At 69.7% G+C, this 19,906-nt stretch carries 18 protein-coding genes; 8 read left to right on the top strand and 10 right to left on the bottom strand.

The window, feature by feature from the left end; all coding sequences use genetic code 11:
- Window positions 1–4: 4 nt before the first annotated feature.
- The gene (locus tag G1H10_RS19570) at window positions 5–931 is read right to left on the bottom strand and encodes a proline dehydrogenase family protein (protein ID WP_163740861.1); all 927 of its coding nucleotides are present in this window, start codon (window positions 929–931) and stop codon (window positions 5–7) included.
- Window positions 932–1,102: 171 nt separating this feature from the next.
- Here G1H10_RS19570 and G1H10_RS19565 point away from each other — a divergent pair, with 171 nt between their 5' ends.
- Window positions 1,103–2,278 carry a PucR family transcriptional regulator gene (locus G1H10_RS19565; RefSeq protein ID WP_216853449.1) on the top strand — a complete coding sequence of 392 codons (1,176 nt, stop codon included), beginning with the start codon at window positions 1,103–1,105 and terminating at the stop codon, window positions 2,276–2,278.
- Here G1H10_RS19565 and putP read toward each other — a convergent pair whose 3' ends face one another.
- Window positions 2,279–3,850 (bottom strand): sodium/proline symporter PutP, encoded by a 1,572-nt coding sequence (gene putP / locus G1H10_RS19560; RefSeq protein WP_163740857.1) that lies wholly within the window; start codon window positions 3,848–3,850, stop codon window positions 2,279–2,281.
- Window positions 3,851–4,099: 249 nt separating this feature from the next.
- Between putP and G1H10_RS19555 the strand changes: the two genes are divergently transcribed.
- Both G1H10_RS19555 and G1H10_RS19550 read left to right on the top strand, forming a co-directional pair.
- Complete coding sequence (locus G1H10_RS19555; protein WP_163740855.1) at window positions 4,100–5,365, top strand: SDR family oxidoreductase; 1,266 nt, start codon at window positions 4,100–4,102, stop codon at window positions 5,363–5,365.
- 15 nt (window positions 5,366–5,380) lie between these two features.
- Entirely contained in the window at window positions 5,381–6,763 is a 1,383-nt protein-coding gene (locus G1H10_RS19550) for a hypothetical protein (RefSeq protein ID WP_163740853.1), read from the top strand.
- A 47-nt stretch (window positions 6,764–6,810) separates the two neighbouring features.
- On the opposite strand, the gene G1H10_RS19545 is transcribed toward G1H10_RS19550, so the two are convergent.
- From G1H10_RS19545 to G1H10_RS19530, 4 genes are all read right to left on the bottom strand, one after another.
- A complete protein-coding gene (locus G1H10_RS19545) occupies window positions 6,811–7,269 on the bottom strand; it encodes a four-helix bundle copper-binding protein (protein WP_163740851.1) in 459 nt (152 codons plus the stop codon).
- Complete coding sequence (locus G1H10_RS19540) at window positions 7,266–8,003, bottom strand: alpha/beta fold hydrolase (RefSeq protein ID WP_216853448.1); 738 nt, start codon at window positions 8,001–8,003, stop codon at window positions 7,266–7,268. Before G1H10_RS19540 ends, G1H10_RS19545 begins: the two co-directional genes overlap by 4 nt.
- A gap of 73 nt (window positions 8,004–8,076) precedes the next feature.
- Window positions 8,077–8,958, bottom strand: coding sequence for a manganese catalase (locus G1H10_RS19535; RefSeq protein ID WP_163740847.1), 882 nt, complete (start codon window positions 8,956–8,958; stop codon window positions 8,077–8,079).
- A gap of 101 nt (window positions 8,959–9,059) precedes the next feature.
- On the bottom strand, window positions 9,060–9,248 hold the full coding sequence (locus G1H10_RS19530) for a hydrophobic protein (protein ID WP_163740845.1): 189 nt from the start codon (window positions 9,246–9,248) through the stop codon (window positions 9,060–9,062).
- Window positions 9,249–9,353: 105 nt separating this feature from the next.
- Here G1H10_RS19530 and G1H10_RS19525 point away from each other — a divergent pair, with 105 nt between their 5' ends.
- Window positions 9,354–11,003 (top strand): acyl-CoA dehydrogenase family protein, encoded by a 1,650-nt coding sequence (locus tag G1H10_RS19525; RefSeq protein ID WP_163740843.1) that lies wholly within the window; start codon window positions 9,354–9,356, stop codon window positions 11,001–11,003.
- Window positions 11,004–11,564: 561 nt separating this feature from the next.
- Here the strand turns inward: G1H10_RS19525 and G1H10_RS19520 are convergent.
- Entirely contained in the window at window positions 11,565–11,951 is a 387-nt protein-coding gene (locus G1H10_RS19520) for a hypothetical protein (RefSeq protein ID WP_163740841.1), read from the bottom strand.
- A gap of 602 nt (window positions 11,952–12,553) precedes the next feature.
- On the opposite strand from G1H10_RS19520, the gene G1H10_RS19515 reads away from it, so the two are divergent.
- The 3 genes from G1H10_RS19515 (at window position 12,554) to cobA (ending at window position 16,578) form a co-directional block, all read left to right on the top strand.
- On the top strand, window positions 12,554–14,218 hold the full coding sequence (locus G1H10_RS19515; RefSeq protein ID WP_163740840.1) for a nitrite/sulfite reductase: 1,665 nt from the start codon (window positions 12,554–12,556) through the stop codon (window positions 14,216–14,218).
- 148 nt (window positions 14,219–14,366) lie between these two features.
- Complete coding sequence (locus G1H10_RS19510) at window positions 14,367–15,062, top strand: phosphoadenylyl-sulfate reductase (RefSeq protein WP_163740838.1); 696 nt, start codon at window positions 14,367–14,369, stop codon at window positions 15,060–15,062.
- 277 nt (window positions 15,063–15,339) lie between these two features.
- The gene (gene cobA, locus G1H10_RS19505) at window positions 15,340–16,578 is read left to right on the top strand and encodes a uroporphyrinogen-III C-methyltransferase (RefSeq protein ID WP_163740836.1); all 1,239 of its coding nucleotides are present in this window, start codon (window positions 15,340–15,342) and stop codon (window positions 16,576–16,578) included.
- Window positions 16,579–16,596: 18 nt separating this feature from the next.
- Here cobA and G1H10_RS19500 read toward each other — a convergent pair whose 3' ends face one another.
- The gene (locus G1H10_RS19500) at window positions 16,597–17,067 is read right to left on the bottom strand and encodes a MarR family winged helix-turn-helix transcriptional regulator (RefSeq protein WP_163740834.1); all 471 of its coding nucleotides are present in this window, start codon (window positions 17,065–17,067) and stop codon (window positions 16,597–16,599) included.
- A 59-nt stretch (window positions 17,068–17,126) separates the two neighbouring features.
- On the opposite strand from G1H10_RS19500, the gene G1H10_RS19495 reads away from it, so the two are divergent.
- A complete protein-coding gene (locus G1H10_RS19495) occupies window positions 17,127–17,504 on the top strand; it encodes a cupin domain-containing protein (RefSeq protein WP_163740832.1) in 378 nt (125 codons plus the stop codon).
- A gap of 141 nt (window positions 17,505–17,645) precedes the next feature.
- Here the strand turns inward: G1H10_RS19495 and G1H10_RS19490 are convergent, their stop codons facing one another.
- Both G1H10_RS19490 and G1H10_RS19485 read right to left on the bottom strand, forming a co-directional pair.
- Window positions 17,646–17,900, bottom strand: coding sequence for a Smr/MutS family protein (locus G1H10_RS19490; RefSeq protein ID WP_163740830.1), 255 nt, complete (start codon window positions 17,898–17,900; stop codon window positions 17,646–17,648).
- A 561-nt stretch (window positions 17,901–18,461) separates the two neighbouring features.
- A complete protein-coding gene (locus G1H10_RS19485) occupies window positions 18,462–19,883 on the bottom strand; it encodes an ABC transporter substrate-binding protein (protein ID WP_163740828.1) in 1,422 nt (473 codons plus the stop codon).
- Window positions 19,884–19,906: the final 23 nt, after the last annotated feature.

The raw sequence follows: 19,906 nt of genomic DNA, 5'->3' as shown, positions 1-19,906 counted from the left end.
GGCGCTAGCGGCTAAGCGCCGAACGGGCGAAGAAGGCGACGTTGGCCGGCCGCTCCGCCAGCCGGCGCATCAGGTACCCATACCAATCGGCGCCGTAGGGCAGGTAGATCCGGACCCGCGCACCGGATGCGGCCAGCTTTCGTTGCTCGCGCGGGCGGACGCCGTACAACATCTGGTACTCGAAGTTCTCCGGCCCGCGCCCGTACCGGCTGGCCAGCGCATCCGCCAGCCGCAACATGCGCGGGTCGTGCGTGGCGACCATCGGGTAGGCCGGCGAAGCCATCAGGATGCGCAGGCACCGCGCGTAGGCCCGGTCGACGTCGTGTTTGGCCGGGTACGCCACCGACGACGGCTCGGCGTACGCGCCCTTGACCAGCCGTACCCGCGAGCCCGCCACCGCAAGCGCACGGCAGTCCGCCTCGGTGCGACGCAGGCAGGACTGCAGCACCGCACCGACCCACGGGAAGTCCGCGCGCAGCTCGCCGACGATGCTCAGGGTGGAGTCCACCGTGGTGTGGTCCTCCATGTCCACGGTGACGGTCGTCCCGGCACGCTGCGCCGTGGCGCAGATCGCCCGCGCATGGTCCAGCGCCACCCGCTCGCCGTCGCCCGGCAGCGCCTGCCCGACGGCGGAGAGCTTCAGCGACACCTCCGCGCCGGCGGCGAGCCCGTCTTCGGCGAGCCGGTTCAGGAGCCGGACGTAGGCGGCCTGTGTCTCCTGCGCATGGCCGGCGTCCAGGACGTCCTCACCGAGACGGTCGATCGTGACGGCCAGGCCGGAGCCGATCAGCCGGCGCGTCGCGTCCGCCGCGGCGTCGTCGGCCTCCCCCGCCACGAACCGAGCGACCAGCTGTCGCGCTACCGGCGCGCTGGTGACCAGGCGTTTCACGCGTGCGCTGCGCGATGCCGCCAGCAGCGTGGGACCGAGCACATGACCTCCTTCTACGACGCTAGAGGGCGAACGTACGCAGCCGTCGCGCGTGCGCACAGCGGACAGCTGCCACGGCGTTGCGGCGCCGGGTTGTACAGATGTACAACTGGTCTGGACGTCGGGGCGCTGGCCAGCGCGGATCCCGGCACGATGGCGCACTGGAGGACGGCGATGAGACCCGAACTGCAGGACATCGTCGACGAGGTATCCCGGGTGCTGCGGAAGCCGGCCACGCTGGAGGACCGGCGCTTCAACCTGGTGGCGTTCGGCTCGCACGACGACGGCATCGACGAGGTCCGCCAGCACACCATCCTGCGCCGTCAGTCCACCGCCGAGGTGCGCAGCTGGTTCGAGCAGTTCGGCATCGCCGACTCGGACGTGCCGGTCCGCATCCCGTCGTCGCCGGAGCACGGCGTGCTCGGCCGCCTGTGCCTGCCGGCGCGCTGGCACGGCGTGACCTACGGATACCTCTGGCTGCTCGACCCGGACGAAGAGATCGACGACGACGCCCTGCCCGAGCTGCTCGACCTGGCCGGCCGGGCCGGTGCCATGCTGGCGCAGCAGGCCCGGGTCCGCGACGATCTGGGCTACAAGCTGCGAGACCTGCTCTCCGCGGACCCGGAGATCGCCGACCGCGCCGCCGGTGAGATCGACGACGACGGCCTGATCACCCGCGGCACGCCGGTGGCGGTCGTCGAGCTCCGAGTGGCCGCCGCCGGCCCGTTCCCGGTCAACCTCTCCCAGCTGCCCCGGTCGGTGCTGGTGTCGACGGCCGACGACCACGCGACGCTGCTGGTCCCGGTCGGCTCCCCCGGATCCTCGCCGCAGGACACGGGCACCACGCCCGCCCGCGACGTCGCCGAGCGGCTCCTCGTCTCGACAGTGGAGTCGCATGCGACCGCTCGCAGCGCCGAGCTGGTGGCCGGCATCGGTGCGCCCAGGCCCGACCTGGCCCACGCGCGCGGCTCCTGGCAGGAAGCCCGGCTGGCGGCCCGGGTGGCGCAGGCCGTTCCGGCGCTGCGGCCGGTGGCGGGCTGGCCGGAGCTCGGGGTCTATCGATTGCTGGGCTGCGGCTCCGACTCCACGCTGGCCGGAGCGGTGCTGGACCATGCCGTGCTGCGCCTGCTCGACCACGGCGACGGCGACCTGATCGCCACCGCCCGCGCGTACCTCGACCATGCGGGCAACGTGCAACAGACGGCCGCCGCGCTGAACGTGCACCGGCAGACCGTCTACTACCGGCTGGAACGCATCGAGCAGGTCACCGGGCTGGACCTGGCCCGAGGCGATCAGCAGCTGCTGCTGCACCTCGGGCTGACCCTCGCCCCGCTGCTGACGAGCCGATGATCATCGAGGATCCGCGGGGCTATGACCCCGCACATCCTCGATGATCATGGCGAGGCGCGCCGGCTCGTCGTCCGAGGGATCCTGCATCGCCCCGGCCCAGCGTCGCTGCGGCGGCGTACCCACGTAGTGGCCGAACAGCAGCGCCGCCACCGTCGCCACCAGGATGCCGGGAATGATCTCGTAGATGCCCTCGAACGGTCCGGTGTGCGGGTCGATGTACTCCCAGAGCACCACGGTCAGCGCGCCGCCCACCATGCCGGCCATCGCGCCTGCCCAGGTCATCCGCGGCCAGAACAGCGACAGCACGATCACCGGCCCGAACGCCGCTCCGAAGCCGGCCCAGGCGTACGAGACGATCTCCAGCACCGCCCCGCCGCCCAGGGCGATCACGTAGGCGACGATCGCCACCCCGGTCACGGTCAGCCGGCCGACCCACACCAGCGTGGTGTTCGACGCCTCCCGGTTCAGGAAGGCCCGGTAGAAGTCCTCGGTGAGCGCCGTCGAGGACACCACCAGCTGGCTGTCCGCCGTCGACATGATCGCCGCCAGCACCGCGGCCAGGATGATGCCGGCCAGCCACGGGTCGAGCATCTGCTCGGTCAGCGCGATGAAGACGGTCTCCGGGTTGGCCAGCGGCTCGTCGAGCTCGGCGATGCCGACCAGGCCGACCAGGGACGCGCCGGCCAGCGTCACCACCACCCAGCTGGTGCCGATCCGCCGGGCGACCGGGATGTCGGCGACGCTGCGGATGCCCATGAACCGGGCCAGGATGTGCGGCTGGCCGAAATACCCGAGCCCCCAGGCCACCAGAGACACGACGGCCACCACGCTCAGCGAGCCGCCGTCGGCCCAGGTGCCGTCGGCGAAGCTGGCCTCGGCCCCGATGTCCAGCAGGTCCGGGCTCTCGTCGTCGAGCGCGTCGGTGAGCGCTCCGAACCCACCCAGCAGTCCGATCCCGATGATCGGTATGGCCAGCAGGGCCAGGAACATCAGCGTGCCCTGAACCGCGTCGGTCAGGCTGACCGCCAGGAAACCGCCCAGGAACGTGTAGACCACGATCACCACAGCGGAGACGGTCACCGCAAGCTCGAAGTCCATCCCGAACATCTCCTCGAACAGCACCCCGCCGGCGACCAGACCGCTGGCCACATACACGGTGAAGAAGACCACGATCACCGCGGCCGACACGATGCGCAGCAGCCGGGTGCGGTCCTCGAACCGTTCCTCCAGATACGCGGAGAGGCTGACCGCGTTGCGGGCACGCTCGGTGTAGGTGCGCAGCCGCGGTGCGACGAACTTCCAGTTCAGGTACGTGCCGACGGCGAGTCCGACGGCGATCCAGGTCGCTCCGATCCCGGCGGCGTACACCGCACCCGGAAGCCCCAGGAGCAGCCAGCCGGACATGTCGCTGGCCTGTGCGGACAGCGCCGCGGTCGGTGCGTTGAGCCTGCGGCCGCCGAGGGCGAAGTCAGTGAAATCGTGGGTCCGGCGATAGACCCAGATGCCGATCGCCACCATGGCGACCAGGTAGACGACGAACGTGGTGACGATCGGTGCGCTGACGTTGATCATGTAGGCCTCGTTCGAATGGGCGCCGCTGTGATGCGCCGATGTACGGGCAGGGGCACGAACTCGTCCTCCGCGTCCGGACGCGGACGAACATTCCGAGGAGTGTAGGGAGAAGGCGCGGCGGCCACGACCGACATGTGCGCAAACGCTGGGGATCGTGCCGTGACAGATGTCAAACACGCTGGACGGGCCGTCTTGTTTGGCGTGATCTCGGGCGGGTAGTGGTGCCGACGAGACGGAAGGAGGGGGCAGATGAGGGTCAAGGACACGGTTGCCGTGGTGACCGGAGCCTCCAGCGGGATCGGACGGGCGACGGCGATCGCACTGGCCCGCGCCGGTGCATCCGTGGTGCTGGCGGCGCGCAACGCGGACGCGCTGGAGCAGGCCAGGGCGGAGTGTGAAGCGCACGGGGCGGACGCGCTGGCCGTGCCGTGCGATGTGGCCGACGCCTCGGCGGTGGAGGATCTCGCCGCGGCGGCCGTCGAGCGGTTCGGCTCGCTGGACGTCTGGGTGAACGACGCGGCCGTCACGGTCTTCGGTCCGTTCTCGGAGACCCCGCTGGAGGACATCCAGCGGCTGCTCGATGTCAACATCATGGGCTACGTGCACGGTGCTCGGGCGGCCCTGCCGCACTTCCGGCGTACCGGGCGGGGCGTGCTGGTCAACGTCTCGTCGGTGGTCGCCGCCGTGCCGCAGCCGTACACGCACGCCTATTCGATGTCCAAGGCGGCGATCAACGCGCTGAGTACCAGCCTGCGTCAAGAGTTGGCGCTGGAGGGGTCCTCCGGCATCCACATCTGCACCGTGATGCCGGGGACCATCGACACACCGTTGTTCCACCACGCGGCCAACTACACCGGCCGGGAGGCGGTGGCCATGCCTCCGGTCTACTCGCCGCAACGGGTGGCGCGGGCGATCGTGAACCTGGTCCGGTTCCCGCGCAGGGAGGTCACCGTCGGATCCGTGCCGAGGAGCATGGTGATGGAGCACAAGGTGGCGCCCGGCACGGTCGAGCGAGCCATGGGTGTGATGGTGGATCGGGCGCATCTGTCCCGCGAGAACCCCGCGGGCGAGACGTCGGGCAACCTGTACGACGCCGAACCCGGCGATGGCCATGCCGAGGGCGGATGGCACGGCCGCCGACGGACGGCCGTGCGGCGGCTCGCCACGGCCGCGGCTGCGGGCGGTGCCGTGGTGGCCGTGCGGCAACTGGCCTCCCGGCAACAGTCCGGCCGGCCCCGTCTGGATGGCCGGACCATCAACGGTTCCACGTTCAGCCCGCCCAGACTCCGCCGCTCGCCGCTGCGCCGCTCAAGGTTCGGGCGCTCGACACTCGATCGCATACGCCCCGGGCGCTCGACACTCGATCGCATACGGCCCGGACGCTCGCCGCTTGATCGTGCGCGACGCGAAGGCGCCGGCGCCCTCCGTCGTTCGCGCCTCGGCAAGCCGCTACGAAGGCCGGTGACCCAACGCATCCGCGATATTCCTGGCCGGCTGAGCCGGACACGCGGGTAGCCGGCCATGCGGCGGATGCGAGCCGCCAGATTCCACACCGACTTCGATTCCGGCGTGAACATGGTCCGGGCCCTCGGGCGTTTCCTTCGGGGCAGGGACCACGGGGCCATGTCGGTCGGGCCCGCTTCGCCGCTGCTCGCCGACGTCGCGGCGAAGCTGCCCTACGCCGTGCGCCGCCGGGCGTACATCGGCATGGGCCTGCAGCAAGGCGTACCGCTGCACCGGGTGCACGACGTCCGATCCGAGGACATCGCGCACTGGATCACCGAGCAGTACGGACCCGGCCCGTACCCGGTCATCGTCATCGGCTCCGCGAGCGGCGCCGTACTGCATCTGGCGGCGGCGCTGGGGGCACCCTACCTACCGCAGACGACCCTGGTGTCGGTACGGGACCGGGCCACCCATCCGGACGATCCAGCCGACGCCATAGACCGGCTGGCTCCGATCACTCGGCTGCTGGCCCGGAACAACCCGGACATCAGCGTCTACCACATGCACGATCCGGCACAGGACCGGCCGATGCTGCAGGGCATGGCCTATATGCGGCTCAAGCGCGCCCGATTGGGCGACCGGCTCCGCCGGTTCATCGCCGAACGGCTCGCCCCGGGCGGCACCGTGATCCAGGTGGAATGTACGCGCACCTGGCGCAGCCGCGCGGTCGGCGAGCGCGCCTACTTCCAGTTCGGCTGTCTTGGCGGGGTCAGCGAGGAGGAGTACCACAACAGTGGCGGACGCATCGCCGAGTACTTGGCCGCGGAAGGCTCGGAGTACCGGGTGTGGGAACCACCCGAGAGCGACGCGCGCCGTGCGGAGGCTGAATGGGGATTCGACGACGCGCTGTCCGCCGAGGTCCGAGAACTCGCCGACACGCATGGGTTCACGGTGCGGCGGCTGGTGGCGGAGGAACCACAGGAGTTCAGCCCGCTCGTCGCCGATCTCCACCGCTGGTGGTACGGGCGGCTGGATCGGCCGACCGATCGACTGCTCGCCGAGTGCTATGTGCAGTGGGACCCGATGTGGGTCCTGCGGTTGGGCGTCGTTCCGTTCTGGTTGCGATTCAACATGGAGCCCAGCTACCAGGAGTTCGCCGGCTATCTCGCCGACGCGGAGCCGTACCGGACCATCCACCTCAACCTGTTCTCGCAAGGGCTCCGCTCCCCCGGCGTGGTGGGTATCGACCGCTGGCGGAAGCTCATCCAGGAGCATGCGCGCGAACACGGCGAGATCATCGGCGTCGATGAACGGTCCTATCCGGCCGATCTGGGCAGCAGCCTCCGCTTCCAGCCGGCGTTCGCCGAGCTGCCCGGCCGTTTCCCGATCCCCTCCCCGCTGCGGGTCGACGACATCGACACGTTCGTCGAGGGCTATGCGGCGGACGGCCGGGTCAGCTGGCGCTGAGCGATGCTCACCCCCGCAGCGCGACGCTCACCCCCGCAACGCGACGCTCACGTCTGCGGCGCGGCTTGGCTGGGCCGCGACGGCCCCTGTCCGGACGGCTCGACCTGCGGAAGCAGATCCTTGAGCAGCTGCTCCGTCTCCCGGCAGGCCTGCTCGCAGACCCGGCAGTGCGCATGTGTCTCGCCATGCTCAGCGCAGGAGTCTCCGCACGTCCTGGTGGCCTGCGCGGCCGCCTGCACCTGAGCGTGCGTGACCCGCGCGTCGTAACCCGTCTGCCGGGTCAGCACCGCGGCGGTGGCGGCACAGATGTCGGCGCAGTCGAGGTTGTCGCGGATGCAACGGGCAAGCCGCGGCAGCGCGTCCGCGCTCTCGGACAGGCATGCATCGGCGCAGGCCGAGCACGCCTGCGCGCACGCACTGAGTGCGTCGATCACCTCGGCCAGCTGAGCCCGGTCCAGGTTGATCTCGGCCGGGTAGGTGTCGATCAGTTGTCGGGTGTAGGTCATGACTCCTCCTTCATCTGAGTTGTCTGGTTACCCGCGTCACGCATCAGCTCACGGGTGATGCGGGCGAGTTCCTCCGGCGCGGAGTAGTTCAACGTGTGCCCGGCGCCCGGAACCTCTACCAGGCTTCCGCGTGGCAGCAGCCCGGCCACCTCCGCGGCCCAGGCGCGCGAGCTGACCGGATCTCGAGCACCCCGGACGACGACGGCCCGGCTCTGTACGGCCGGAAGCTTTCCCTCGACGGGATCGTCCAGGAGACAACGGAACGTGCCCCACACCCGGCGTGGACCACACGAGAGGTAGTCGCGGGCCACGAGCAGTCCGAGTGACGGACGTTCCAGCGGTACGTTGGCGATCAGCCGGACGATCTGCCGCGGCACCGAACGCGCGTGCCGGTCGACCGTGGGCCCGTTGAGCACCACCGGCCCCACCAGGTCCGGCGCGTGCGCCGCGAGATCGACCACCACCTGACAACCCGCGGAGTTGGCCACCATCACCGCCCCCGCGCGGCCGGTCGCCCGCAGCCACTTCGCCAGTGCCTCCGAGAGTTCCCGCACATCCAGCACGTGCCGTGACGGCGCCGCCGTGCGCCCGAATCCGGGCAGGTCCGGAGCGACGACCCGCACCTCGTGCGCGAGACTGCGCGCGAACGGACCGAAGTACCGGTGCGACACCCCTAACCCGTGCACGCACACCACCGGCTCGGCACCGGACGGTCCGAGGACGGCTGCATGCATGCGCGTTCCAGCGGTCTCAGTGAATTCCGGCCCGCCCCAATCCGCGTCGCCCGCCATGCCCGTCTGCAGTTCGCTACTCCTTATTGAGCTTGTCCTGGACCTTGCCTGCCGCCTTCTCGGCGACGTTCGGCAGGTTGGTGGTGCCGTAGAACCGGGAATCCGGCTTGGTGGGCGACGGCATCGGCTCGCCGGCCGGCGGCTCGTCCAGGTAGCTGAACTCCCCGTCCCCGTCCGGGGTCGGACCCCGTGCCCACGACCCTTCACCGGCGTGCTCGCCGTTCGAGAAGTTGATGTACTGGTACGCCGCCTCGCTGTCCTCGTCGGAACGTGGAAAGTTGCTCGGCACCGGCAGTTCCTCCACGCCTTCCTCCTGCAGTTCGCGCGCGGCCGCGATCCATTGGTTCTGGTGCATCGTGTCCCGTGCGATCAGGAATGACAGCAGGTCGCGCACACCGGCGTCGTCGGTCATGTGGTACAGCCGCGACACCTGCAGCCGACCTTGCATCTCCGCGTTGGCATTCGCCGTGAAATCCGCGAGCATGTTGCCGCTCGCGGTGACATAGGCCGCCGACCACGGGTTGCCGTTGCTGTCCACCGGCCGCGCACCGGCGCCGGCGACGATGGCGTGTTGGACGTCCATGCCGCCGACCACGGCCGCGACCGTCGGGTCGTCCTGGACGGCGTCCTCGGTGACGCCGACCGGCGCCTTCTCCAGCAGCTGCGCGATCATGGTCGCGAGCATCTCCACGTGACCGAATTCCTCGGCACCGATACCGAACAGCAGGTCCCGGTACTTGCCGGGAATGTGCGCGTTCCAGGATTGGAACCCGTACTGCATCGCCACGGTGATCTCGCCGTACTGGCCGCCTAGCACCTCTTGTAGCTTGCGCGCATAGACCGCGTCCGGGCGGTCGGGCTTGGCACGATGCTGGAGCTCTTGCCGGTGAAAGAACATCCTTGCCTCCTCTGGCGTAACGTTCCGCCAGCATTACCCCGCCCGCGCCGTCCGACTACGACCCATATGCGAAGTTCTTGCGCCCAGAGACGAAGACGCCTCTACGGCGTCGGCCCGGGCCCGTCGGAGGTGTTCTTCGCATTTCCGCGTTGCCCGACATAGCCGGCGACCGCACTGGCGAGCAGCACGACGACGGCGATGATGAGCATCCAGCGCACGGCTTCGATCGCCAACCCGAATCCGCCGATGAGCAGCGCGAGCAAAAGCAGTAACAGCGCGATCTTCAACATCTCTCCTCCAGATCCGCTCAATGAGCGATCAGTTCTCCCCCGCCGGTACCCACCAGCTGGCGTTTGACGCTGTCCGGCCGCGTCCCGTCGGGCTACGGTGGTGAGGTGCGCACCACCCACCAGGTCACCAACCAGCCGCCTCCCTTGGCCGATTACGACGTCTTCGCCGCCGACGCCGCGCTCGTCGAGGCGTTCAACCGGCACGGCGATCAGGACGAGCTGGTCCGCATGCACGCGTTGGGAACCAAGGCAGGGTCGGCCGAGGCGCAGCGGTGGGCGCGGGAGGCCGACGCCTACCCACCCGCGCTGCGCACCCACGATCGCTTCGGCCACCGCATCGACGAGGTCGACTTCCACCCGTCGTGGCATCGTCTGATGGAAACCGCCGTCGACCATCACCTGCAGAGCGGCGGCTGGGGCAGCTCAGTCCCCGGCTCGCATGCCACCCGCGCCACCGGTTTCCTGATCTGGAGCCAGGTCGAGGCCGCGCATATGTGTCCGATATCGATGACGTACGCGGCCGTGCCCGCGTTGCGCATGGACCCGGAGCTCGCGGCCGTCTGGGAGCCGCGGCTGACGTCGACCACCTACGACTTCGGGTTGCGCCCCGCCGGGGCGAAGGCGGGCGCGCTGGCGGGTATGGCGATGACGGAGAAACAGGGCGGCTCGGACGTCCGAGCCAACACCACGGCGGCCGCTCCGGCGACCGACGGCTGGTACCGGCTGACAGGCCACAAATGGTTCTGCTCCGCACCGATGAACGACGTCTTCCTCATGCTGGCGCAGGCTCCCGGCGGGCTCACCTGCTTCGTGGTGCCCCGGATGCTGGAGGACGGCACACGCAACGCGATCGCGCTGCAACGATTGAAGGACAAGCTGGGCAATCGGGCCAACGCATCAGCGGAGATCGAGCTCGACGCCGCCTGGGGCCGGCGGCTCGGCGAGGAAGGACGCGGCGTCGCCACGATCATCGAGATGGTCGCGGCCACCCGCCTGGACTGCACCCTCGGCTCGGCCGCCCTGATGCGCCGGGCCGTCGCGGAGGCCTGCTGGCATGCGGCGCACCGCAGCGCGTTCGGCACCAAGCTGGACGACGCGCCGCTGATGCAGGCCGTGCTGGCCGATCTCGCCGTCGAGTCCGAGGCCGCCACGGCGCTGGCCATCCGTCTCGCGTCGTCGGTCGACCGGGCCGACGATCCGCACGAGCGGGCGCTGCGGCGGATCGGATTGCCGTTGGCGAAGTTCTGGGTCTGCAAACGCACCCCGAACGTCGTCGCCGAGGCGCTGGAGTGCCTGGGCGGCAACGGCTATGTCGAGGAGAGCGGGATGCCGCGGCTGTACCGGGAGGCGCCGCTGAACTCCATCTGGGAAGGCGCGGGGAACATCCAGGCGCTGGACCTGCTCCGTGCGATCTCCCGTGAGCCGGAGGCGCTCGCCGCCTGGCGTGCCGAGGTGGACGTCGCCGACGACGCCGGGCCGACCAACGCGACCCTGCTCCGCACCGCCCTGGCCGACACCGAGACGCTGCTGCACAGCGCGGCCGCCGACGCGGACACGGCCAGCCGCCTGGCCCGGGTGCTGGCGGCCCGGATGGCAGCCCTGTTGCAGGCGTCGCTGCTGGTGCGACATGCGCCGCCGGCGGTCGCGGACGCCTTCTGCGCCACCCGGCTGGACGGTGCGCACGGAGTGTTCGGTCTGCTGCCGCCGGCGGTCGAGGCCCGGGTGATCGTGGATCGGGCCGCCCCGGCCACATGATGGGTATACACGTCCTGAAGGTAGGTAAGATCTGGCGCCGACGAATCACCGGCACGCGGAACCTGCGCTCAGGACGACAATGATCTGGACAACGACACGACGGGATGCGCAACGGACAGGTGACACGGAGATGATCTGCGCGGCGTGCGGCAACGGGCAGCACGATGACTGCCCGGCGCTGGCCAAGGACCGGTCCTGGTGCGACTGCCAGCATCAGGACGCCGAGCGGCCCTCCGAGCCCGCCACCGGACACGCCTCCGAATAGGCGTGCTTCCGCGGTTGTGCTCCATGGTTACCCGCGCTCGGCGGTCCCTCATCTACGCCGCTCGCGCCCAGTAGGCTCCGCGTCAGCGCACCGCCGTCCACCACCAGTTCATACAGGGCATCGGCCAGGTGGCGGTCGGTGACTGTCAGCGTGTCGCCGCGGTCGATGCCACCACCGCCGTCGTCGTCGCTGGCGGCCGACCCTTGAAGGCCGTGCCGAACTCGGCGGCGGACATGCCGTCATGATCGTCGGACATGTCCCTACGGTACGGGAGGAGGTCTCGGTTCCGCGTCCTCCTACAGGCTGATCGAGCAGTTCGGAACTCGTTGCGAATCGACGACGGTCCGCCCCTCCACCGCGATGGTCACCGTGCCTGAGCAGCCGGAGCTGGACAAGGTCCCGTCGAACGTCGCCGTCGCCGCCTGGCCGTCGGCCGTCGTGGCCGAGCAATCCGCCGTCCCGGTCAGCGTGAGGTTGTCCTGGGTGAGGTCGGTCGAGCAATCCGGGTCGCCGGCCAGCTCGATCCCGGCGCCGGCCAGTTGATCCCGGATTCCATCCTCGAGGGCCTGAGACGCCATCGAGTTCGCGCGGTCCGAGATCCCATCCGAGATCGCGTCGGAGACTTCCGAACACGCAGTGAGGGCGAGCACAGGAATGGCGAGCAGCAGCGGAGATATACGCACCCGAGGGATGATAGTCGATCTTGTCCCGATTGCCGGTGTCGACGCTTCGTGACCGCCGCCGACTTCTCGCGCCGTGTCACCTACCGTCGCGCGTGTCACCTCCCGTCACGCATATGCCCCGAAAAGTGCGCCAACGCGGTACGGGAGGTGACATGCGATACCGGAGGTGACACGCGGTGCGCGCGGTCGCATCCGCGCGGCCGATATGGCGACGGATCTGCGCCCACACGGGCGTTCCTCTACCGAGACCGCCGACCACACGCCACGAGAGGCGCCTTCCACACCCTCGACAACTGGGCGCATAAGCTTGCCTCAGAAGGTCCATAAGGCACGCCAGAATGTGAGACAACGGTCCAGATGATGGACAGACGGTCGTCGTACGGATCCAGGCATGCGAGGATGACAGACATGTTGCGCGCGTCGATGCTCTACCTCGTGGTCCGTCGCCACGTGGACTACCGACGTGTCTCCAGCATGATGTGTCTGGCCTGCTGACCGCCGCCCGTTGACTGTTCCGGGCGCTCGGACGTGTCGGCTGATAGGTCACCGTCGATCTGACCCGCGCGTACGTGCGTCCCCGACCTCGAGGACGAGATCTTCTTATGCCATCGAGCCAGGTAACCATCCCGCGCCGACCCCGCGGTGAGGGGCAGTGGGCGTTCGGCCACCTCGAACCGCTCAACCCCAACGAGCGGACGAAACGGGACGACGACGGCCTGAACGTCCGGGCGCGCATCGAGAACATCTACAGCAAGCGCGGCTTCGCCAGCATCGACCCGCAGGATCTGCGCGGCCGGTTCCGCTGGTTCGGGCTGTACACGCAGCGCCGCCCCGGAATTCCGGGCGGGCGCACCGCCGTCCTGGAGCCACACGAGCTGGACGACGAGTACTTCATGCTCCGGGTCCGCATCGACGGCGGCGCCCTGACCACCGAGCAGCTGCGCGTCATCGCCGACATCTCCACCACGTACGCGCGCGACACCGCCGACGTCACCGACCGACAGAACATCCAGCTGCACTGGATCCGGATCGAGGACGTCCCCACCATCTGGGAGAAACTCGAGGCGGTGGGGTTGTCCACCACCGAGGCATGCGGTGATACCCCGCGCGTCATCCTCGGCTCGCCCGTCGCCGGGATCGCCGATGCCGAGGTGCTCGATCCGCAGTGGGCGATCGACGAGATCCAGCGCCGCTACATCGGCTCGCCGGAGTTCTCCAATCTCCCCCGGAAGTTCAAGTCCGCGATCAGCGGGCTGCCCGACGTCGTGCACGAGACCAACGACATCTCGTTCGTCGGCGTGAACCACCCCGAGCACGGCCCGGGCCTGGACCTGTGGGTGGGCGGCGGCCTGTCCACCAACCCGAAGCTCGCCGTCCGGCTGGGCACGTGGATCCCGCTGGAAGAGGTGCCCGAGGTGTGGGCCGGCGTCACCGGGATCTTCCGGGACTACGGTTACCGCCGGCTGCGGCACCGGGCCCGGCTGAAGTTCCTGGTCGACGACTGGGGTGCGGAGACATTCCGGGAAGTCCTGGAGTCCGACCAGTACCTGGGACGCAAGCTCATCGACGGTCCGTCGTCCCCGGTTCCAGACCACCCGTACGACCACGTCGGCGTGCACCGGCAGAAGGACGGCCGCTATTACATCGGCGTCGCCCCGGTGGTGGGCCGCGTCTCCGGAACCACCCTGGCCAAACTCGCCGACACCGCGGAGGCGCACGGCTCCGCCCGGATCCGCGCCACCCCGCACCAGAAGCTCGTCATCCTGGACGTCGAGGCGGATGCCGTCGAGCCGCTCATCGCCGACCTGGACGCGCTCGGCCTGCAGGCCCGGCCGAGCGTCTTCCGGCGCAACACCATGGCCTGCACCGGCCTGGAGTACTGCAAGCTCGCGATCGTCGAGACCAAAGGGCTGGCGGCGGACACCGTCACGGAGCTGGAGAGCCGGCTCAGCGACCTGAACGGTCAGCTGGATGTGCCGATCACGCTGAACGTCAACGGCTGCCCGAACTCCTGTGCCCGCATCCAGGTCGCCGACATCGGGCTGAAGGGCCAGATCGTCAAGGGCGAGGAAGGTTTCCAGGTCCACCTCGGCGGTGGGCTCGGCCTGGACGCCGGTTTCGGCCGGAAGCTGCGTGGCCACAAGGTCACCGCGGCGGAGCTGCCGGACTACGTCGAGCGGGTGGTCCGCCGGTTCGTCGAGAAGCGCTCCGAGGGCGAGCGCTTCGCCCAGTGGGCGGCCCGAGCCGAGGAGGCTGACCTGCAGTGAGCGAGACACGAGCGGCCATCCTGCACTGCCCGTTCTGCAGTGAGGAAGATCTCTTCCCGGTCGAGGAACACGGGGCGTGGGAATGTCGCTCTTGTCTACGCGTCTTCTCCGTGAAGTTGCTGGGTTTGTCCACACGAAGGGGTGCTTGATGACCGTCACCGCTGCCGAGCCGCTGGAAGAGCTCGCGCTCGACGCCGCGCGCCAACTGGAAGGGGCGCCGGCCGGGACCATCATCCGTTGGGCGCACGAGACGTTCGGCGACAAGTTCGTCGTCACGTCGTCGATGGCCGACGGGGTGCTCTCGCACGTGGCGTCGCAGGCGGTGCCGGGCATGAAGGTGCTCTTCCTGGACACCGGCTACCACTTCGCCGAGACGATCGGCACCCGGGATGCCATCGCCTCGGCGTACAACATCGACGTGGAGACGGTCACCCATCCGCTGCGGGTGCCGGAACACGAGGCCGAGTACGGCAAGCTGTACCAGACCGACCCGGACCTGTGCTGCGCGATCCGCAAGGTCTGGCCGCTGGACCGGGCGCTGGCGCCGTATGACGCCTGGGCCGCCGGCGTGCGTCGCGCCGAGTCGCCGTCCCGGGCCGACACGCCGGTGGTGGCGTGGGACCCGAAGCGTCGCAAGGTCAAGGTCAACCCGCTGGCGGCGTGGACCGACGAGGATGTCGAGGAGTACGTCGCCAAGCACGACATCCTGATCAATCCGCTGAAGCAGATCGGCTACCTGTCGATCGGCTGCGAGCCGTGCACACGCCCGGTGGCACCGGGCGAGGATCCGCGCGCCGGCCGGTGGTCCGGCTCCGCCAAGACCGAGTGCGGGATCAACGTCTAGCTCGGCGCGTCGTCGCTCGTGCACCGTCACGAGCCCGAAGACGCGACCCACCGCCCGCCTTTGCAATGCACACATATACGCAACGGTGAGGGTTGCGTATATGTGTGCATTGCAAAGCCCGCCGAGGGATGCGCTTCGGCCGGGCTGTCACGGGCACAACTGCCGCGGGCACGGCCGCGCCGGGCACGCTCGGCACCGGGGGGATATCGCACGGGAGATAATGGCGTCGGTGCGGCGGCTCCCGTCGCGCCGGTGGACAACGCTCTGAAGGAGTCTCATGGGCAGCGATCGCGCGACGTCGACGGCCGGTTCGGCGCAAGCCAGCTCACGATATCCGCTGACGCTCGACGTCGCCGGCCGCCGCGTCGTCGTGGTGGGCGGTGGGCCGATCGCGGCGCGGCGAGCGGAGCCGCTGGCCGACGCCGGTGCCGACCTGCTCGTCGTGGCCCCCGCGCTGTGTGAACCGCTCGCCGCCCTGGTGGAACAGGGCCGCGCCGGTTGGCAGCCGCGGCAGTATCGCGCCGAGGACCTCGACGACGCGTGGCTGGTGCACACCGCCACCGGTGACCGCGCCGTCGACGACGCGGCGGCCACCGATGCCGAGGCCGCCCGCATCTGGTGTGTACGCGCCGACGACGCCGCCGCCTCCGCCGCGTGGACACCCGCGGTCGCCCGCGTCGGCGACCTCATCGTCGCCGTCAGCGGTGGTGGTGACCCCGGCCGGGCGCGCACGGTCCGCAACGCCGTCCAGACAGCGCTGGAGACCGGCCGCCTACCGCTGCGGCACAACCGCGGCGCCACCACCGGCAGCGTCGCGCTGGTGGGCGGCGGCCCAGGCGATCCGTCACTGATCACGACGCGCGGCCGGCAACTGCTGGGTGAGGCCGACGTCGTGGTGATCGACCGGCTCGCGCCGCACGCGCTGCTGGACGCGCTCGATGACGATGTGCTGGTGATCGACGTCGGCAAGACGCCCGGCAACCATCCCGTCCCGCAGGACGAGATCAATCGGCTGCTCATCGAGCATGCCCGCGCCGGCAAACGGGTCGTGCGGCTCAAGGGCGGCGACCCGTTCGTGCTGGGCCGCGGTGGCGAGGAAGCGATCGCCTGCCGCGAGGTGGGCGTACCCGTCGAGGTGGTGCCGGGCGTCACCAGTGCGGTCTCCGTCCCGGCCGCGGTGGGCATCCCGGTCACCCACCGCGGGGTATCCAAGCAGTTCACCGTCATCTCCGGCCACGAAGGGCTGGACTGGAAGCCGCTCGCGGCCGGCCAGGGCACGCTGGTGTTGCTGATGGGCGTGTCACTGCTGGCCGACACGGCCGCGCATCTGATCGAGGCCGGCAAGGACCCGGCCACGCCCGCCGCCGTCATCGAAGACGGATACGGCCCGCGGCAGCGGCTCACCTCGGGCACGCTCGCGGACATCGCGGAACGCGCGGCCGCGGTCGGCGCGAAACCCCCGGCCGTGGTCGTCGTCGGCGACGTCGCCGCTCTCGCCGCTCAGATCTCCGGATGAACCACCGGGCGTAGGCCCCTATGTGTGCCCGAGCCAGCCTGGAACGTCGACGCGGAGGGGCCGCGCGTCGGTCAGCCGGCTGAGGTCATCCTCGAACGACCGCAATCGGTCCCGGCCCAACACCGCCTCCCACTCGTCGCGCAACCGGTCGAAGATCGCGGCCGACCGAGCCAGGCAGTCCCGGCCCCGGTCGGTGAGACGGACCACCTTCCGGCGGCTGTCCTGGACATCGGGCTCGCGGGTGACGTAGCCCAGCCGCTCCAACGAGTCGATGGTCTTGCCGGCGGCCTGCTTGGACACCCCCAGCCGGCGGCCGATCTCCGCCGCCGTCGCCCCGTCCGGCCCGACGGCCTGCAGCGCGAAGCCGTGCACCGGCCGGACATCAGGGTGACCCTGCCGTGCCAGCTCGTCGTGTAGCCCGTCGATGAGCAGGCGGAAGGCCGCGAACAACCGCAGCGGGAGCTCGTAACCGGGAGGGTCACTTGACATGATGGACAACCTGGTTAACTATATCGACAACCATGTTGTCTATTATAGGAGGCGTCGCCATGTTCGTCATCCGCCACGCGGACACACGCCGGACCGAGACCCCCGGGGCCACCATGACCACCTTGGCCTCGCCGACCTTGGGGAACGCCGACACGCCGGTCTGGCAGGTCGAGATGCAGCCGGGCCAGGCGGGTCCGGTCCACGTCATCGACACGCAGCAGACGTGGACCGTCGTCGACGGACGCGCGTCCTTCGAGGTCGACGGCGCTGAGACCGTGGTCGAAGCCGGCGAGACGATCGTCATCCCCGGAACCGCGCAGCGACGCGTCAGCACTCCGGACGGTCCTGGACTCACCGCGATCGTCATCGGCGCCCGCGCGGCCCGGGCCAGCCTTCCGGACGGGACCGACCGCGGCACTCCACCGTGGATGGCGTGACACCCGGCCCGGCGTGCCCGGCCACGCCGACCGTCCTCGCGAGCTCCGATCAGCGGCGGAAGGTTGTGGCTGCTCTGGCAGCACAAACGTTCCGCCGCTAGTACACAGAACTCTCCGGGGCAGCGACTGCGAGCGAGCGGCTCACTTCCAGCGGAAGTGTACGAAGACTCGGCCGAAGTTGTCCGAGTCCTTCTCCACGCGGTGGTACAGCGCCTTGATCTCCTTCTGTTGCAGGAACCGCAGCACCCTCTTCTTCAGCTGACCGGAGCCCTTACCGGGGATGATCTCGACCAACTTCGCCTTGCGCTGCACGGCCTCGTCGATCACCGCGCGCAACTGTCGATCGATCTCGTCGCCACGGTTGTAGACGTCATGCAGGTCGAGCTTGAGCTTCACTCCCCGATCGTGACGCCGTCCCCGTGTCGGCCGCAACCCCATGGTGCTCGCGTTCGTGCGGGCTGCCGTAGTGATATCAGCCGCACAACCCCGTCGTGTGATCAGCCGTGTAGCCTGCCGTGCGACACACGGCCGCTTCCCCACAGTCGTGTGGCCGGCCGTGTGCAGAACAGCCGTGTTTGAGCCCGCCGCGCGGGTCGTGCCGACAGTCGTGCAGGTTTTGACCGCTCTGAGCGGTCGTACACCCCACAACCGCCGACACGACCCGAGTCAACGGCCGCACATCACACAACGGACCACACGGCACACCTTTCGACGTGGGCAAAGACCCGACCACGGCTGCCAAGACCCGACCACGGCCGGAAGGGCCCGGCCGCGGCCAGCAAAGACCCGTCGACCCTCGGCAGGGACCCCGTCGACGCCGGCCGCCGTCATCGAGGACGGATACGGCCCACGCCAGCCGCTCACCTCGGGCGCTCTCCCCCCGTGATCATCAACCCTTAGCCGCCGTATGGCCGGTCCAAGGGTGGTAATCACAGGGGACGCTTCGCTGGCATAGCTCTAGGCGCAGGCGGCGGTGTACTCGTAGGCGTCCGCCGTCGCACCGGTCACGCCGACCTGCAACGGCGACACGCCCAGCGAGCCCTCCGGATCCGGCTGATTGATCACGGCCGTCCGCACGGCGGTCTCGTTCGCCTCGCCGCCGAACGTCGCCGACGGGAGGATGCCCTCGTAGTCGACTTCCAAGCCGTCCACAGCAGCCCGCACACCGGCCCGGGTCAGGTCTCCGTTCTCCACGGCGGCCTCCAGCGCCGCCTTGATCGGATACGACCAGACCCAGCCGAAGATGTAGCCCTCGTTCGCCGGCAGGTCGTCGCCGAGCGATTCGCGGATCGCCTCGTGTGCCGGCGTCTCACCGTCGATGCCCTCCCAGGGCGCGATGTGACGATACGCCGCCACCATCGCCTCCCCGGCCGGCGAGTCCAGCAACGCCGGATCCCAGGTCGGCACCGATCCCAGGAACAGACCCTCGTAGCCTTCGGCCAGCGAACCTCCCACGATCGACGCCGCCTCGGCCGGACCGACCGCCAGCACGACCACATCCGCACCGCTACCCACAACCTGCCCGATCGCGGCGTCCTGCGATCCGACGACGGCGTCCGGCGCGGTCTCCACGAAACCGCCGAACTCGGCGTCGTTGGCCATCGCCCAGGCCTCGACGCCGGCGGCCGAGTCGCCACCGTAGTCGCCCGGATACCCGACGGCCAGCACCGTCGACGGCGGCGCGACGTTCTCGCCGGCCCAGTCCAGGCCGATCTGCGACTCCAGGCAGTACGAGTACCCCGACTCCAGGATCAGGCCGAAGTCGTTGTCCTCGAACGCCCACCCGGACCACCACGTGGCAGGAGCGCCGATCACGTTGTCGGCGTCCATGTCCGGCAGGATCGCCTCGGTCGGCTCGGTGCCCAACGTCTGCGCCAGCGCCAGGATGTTCGGCTCGATCTCCCGGTACCGGGCGCTGTGTTCCTGCGGGTCGTACAACGTGTCCCGGGTGTAGGTGGAGATGTCCACGTCGTAGCCGCCGATGCCACCCTCGTCGTTCACACGTTGCCAGAACGCCTCCTGTCCGGCGGTCAGCGGGATACCGAGCGCGGCGAACGGACCTTCGCTCAGGTCGGACAGCACACCCAGGTAGATGCAGCCGTTGTCCGGGTTGACCGCCTCCGGGCACGGTTCCTCGGTGACGCCGACATCGACGTTCACGTCCCCGGCCGCACCGTCGTCGCCGTCCTCACCCGCGGCGCCGTCGTCGGTGCCCTCGGCGTCCTCGGTTCCTTCGGCGACGTCCGTCGACGTGTCGTCGGGTTCATCGTCGTCGTCGACCGCACATGCCGTGGCCAGCAGCGCAAACGCTCCGGCGATGGCGACTCCGCGGCGCATTCCACCGCGCCGGCCGCGTCGTTGTACAGGATTGCTCCTCATTGAACTCTCCTTCTCTGGTTACG

This window comes from Phytoactinopolyspora halotolerans (genome assembly GCF_010550675.1).
GTDB lineage: Bacteria > Actinomycetota > Actinomycetes > Jiangellales > Jiangellaceae > Phytoactinopolyspora > Phytoactinopolyspora halotolerans.
This window is presented reverse-complemented; position numbering and strand designations above follow the sequence as displayed.

Coding starts and splice junctions, on each gene's coding strand:
- G1H10_RS19565 (WP_216853449.1), top strand. CDS start 1,103: ATGAGACCCGAACTGCAGGACATCGTCGACGAGGTATCCCGGGTGCTG.
- putP (WP_163740857.1), bottom strand. CDS start 3,850: ATGATCAACGTCAGCGCACCGATCGTCACCACGTTCGTCGTCTACCTG.
- G1H10_RS19555 (WP_163740855.1), top strand. CDS start 4,100: ATGAGGGTCAAGGACACGGTTGCCGTGGTGACCGGAGCCTCCAGCGGG.
- G1H10_RS19550 (WP_163740853.1), top strand. CDS start 5,381: ATGCGAGCCGCCAGATTCCACACCGACTTCGATTCCGGCGTGAACATG.
- G1H10_RS19545 (WP_163740851.1), bottom strand. CDS start 7,269: ATGACCTACACCCGACAACTGATCGACACCTACCCGGCCGAGATCAAC.
- G1H10_RS19540 (WP_216853448.1), bottom strand. CDS start 8,003: ATGCATGCAGCCGTCCTCGGACCGTCCGGTGCCGAGCCGGTGGTGTGC.
- G1H10_RS19535 (WP_163740847.1), bottom strand. CDS start 8,958: ATGTTCTTTCACCGGCAAGAGCTCCAGCATCGTGCCAAGCCCGACCGC.
- G1H10_RS19530 (WP_163740845.1), bottom strand. CDS start 9,248: ATGTTGAAGATCGCGCTGTTACTGCTTTTGCTCGCGCTGCTCATCGGC.
- G1H10_RS19515 (WP_163740840.1), top strand. CDS start 12,554: ATGCCATCGAGCCAGGTAACCATCCCGCGCCGACCCCGCGGTGAGGGG.
- G1H10_RS19510 (WP_163740838.1), top strand. CDS start 14,367: ATGACCGTCACCGCTGCCGAGCCGCTGGAAGAGCTCGCGCTCGACGCC.
- cobA (WP_163740836.1), top strand. CDS start 15,340: ATGGGCAGCGATCGCGCGACGTCGACGGCCGGTTCGGCGCAAGCCAGC.
- G1H10_RS19500 (WP_163740834.1), bottom strand. CDS start 17,067: ATGTCAAGTGACCCTCCCGGTTACGAGCTCCCGCTGCGGTTGTTCGCG.
- G1H10_RS19495 (WP_163740832.1), top strand. CDS start 17,127: ATGTTCGTCATCCGCCACGCGGACACACGCCGGACCGAGACCCCCGGG.
- G1H10_RS19485 (WP_163740828.1), bottom strand. CDS start 19,883: ATGAGGAGCAATCCTGTACAACGACGCGGCCGGCGCGGTGGAATGCGC.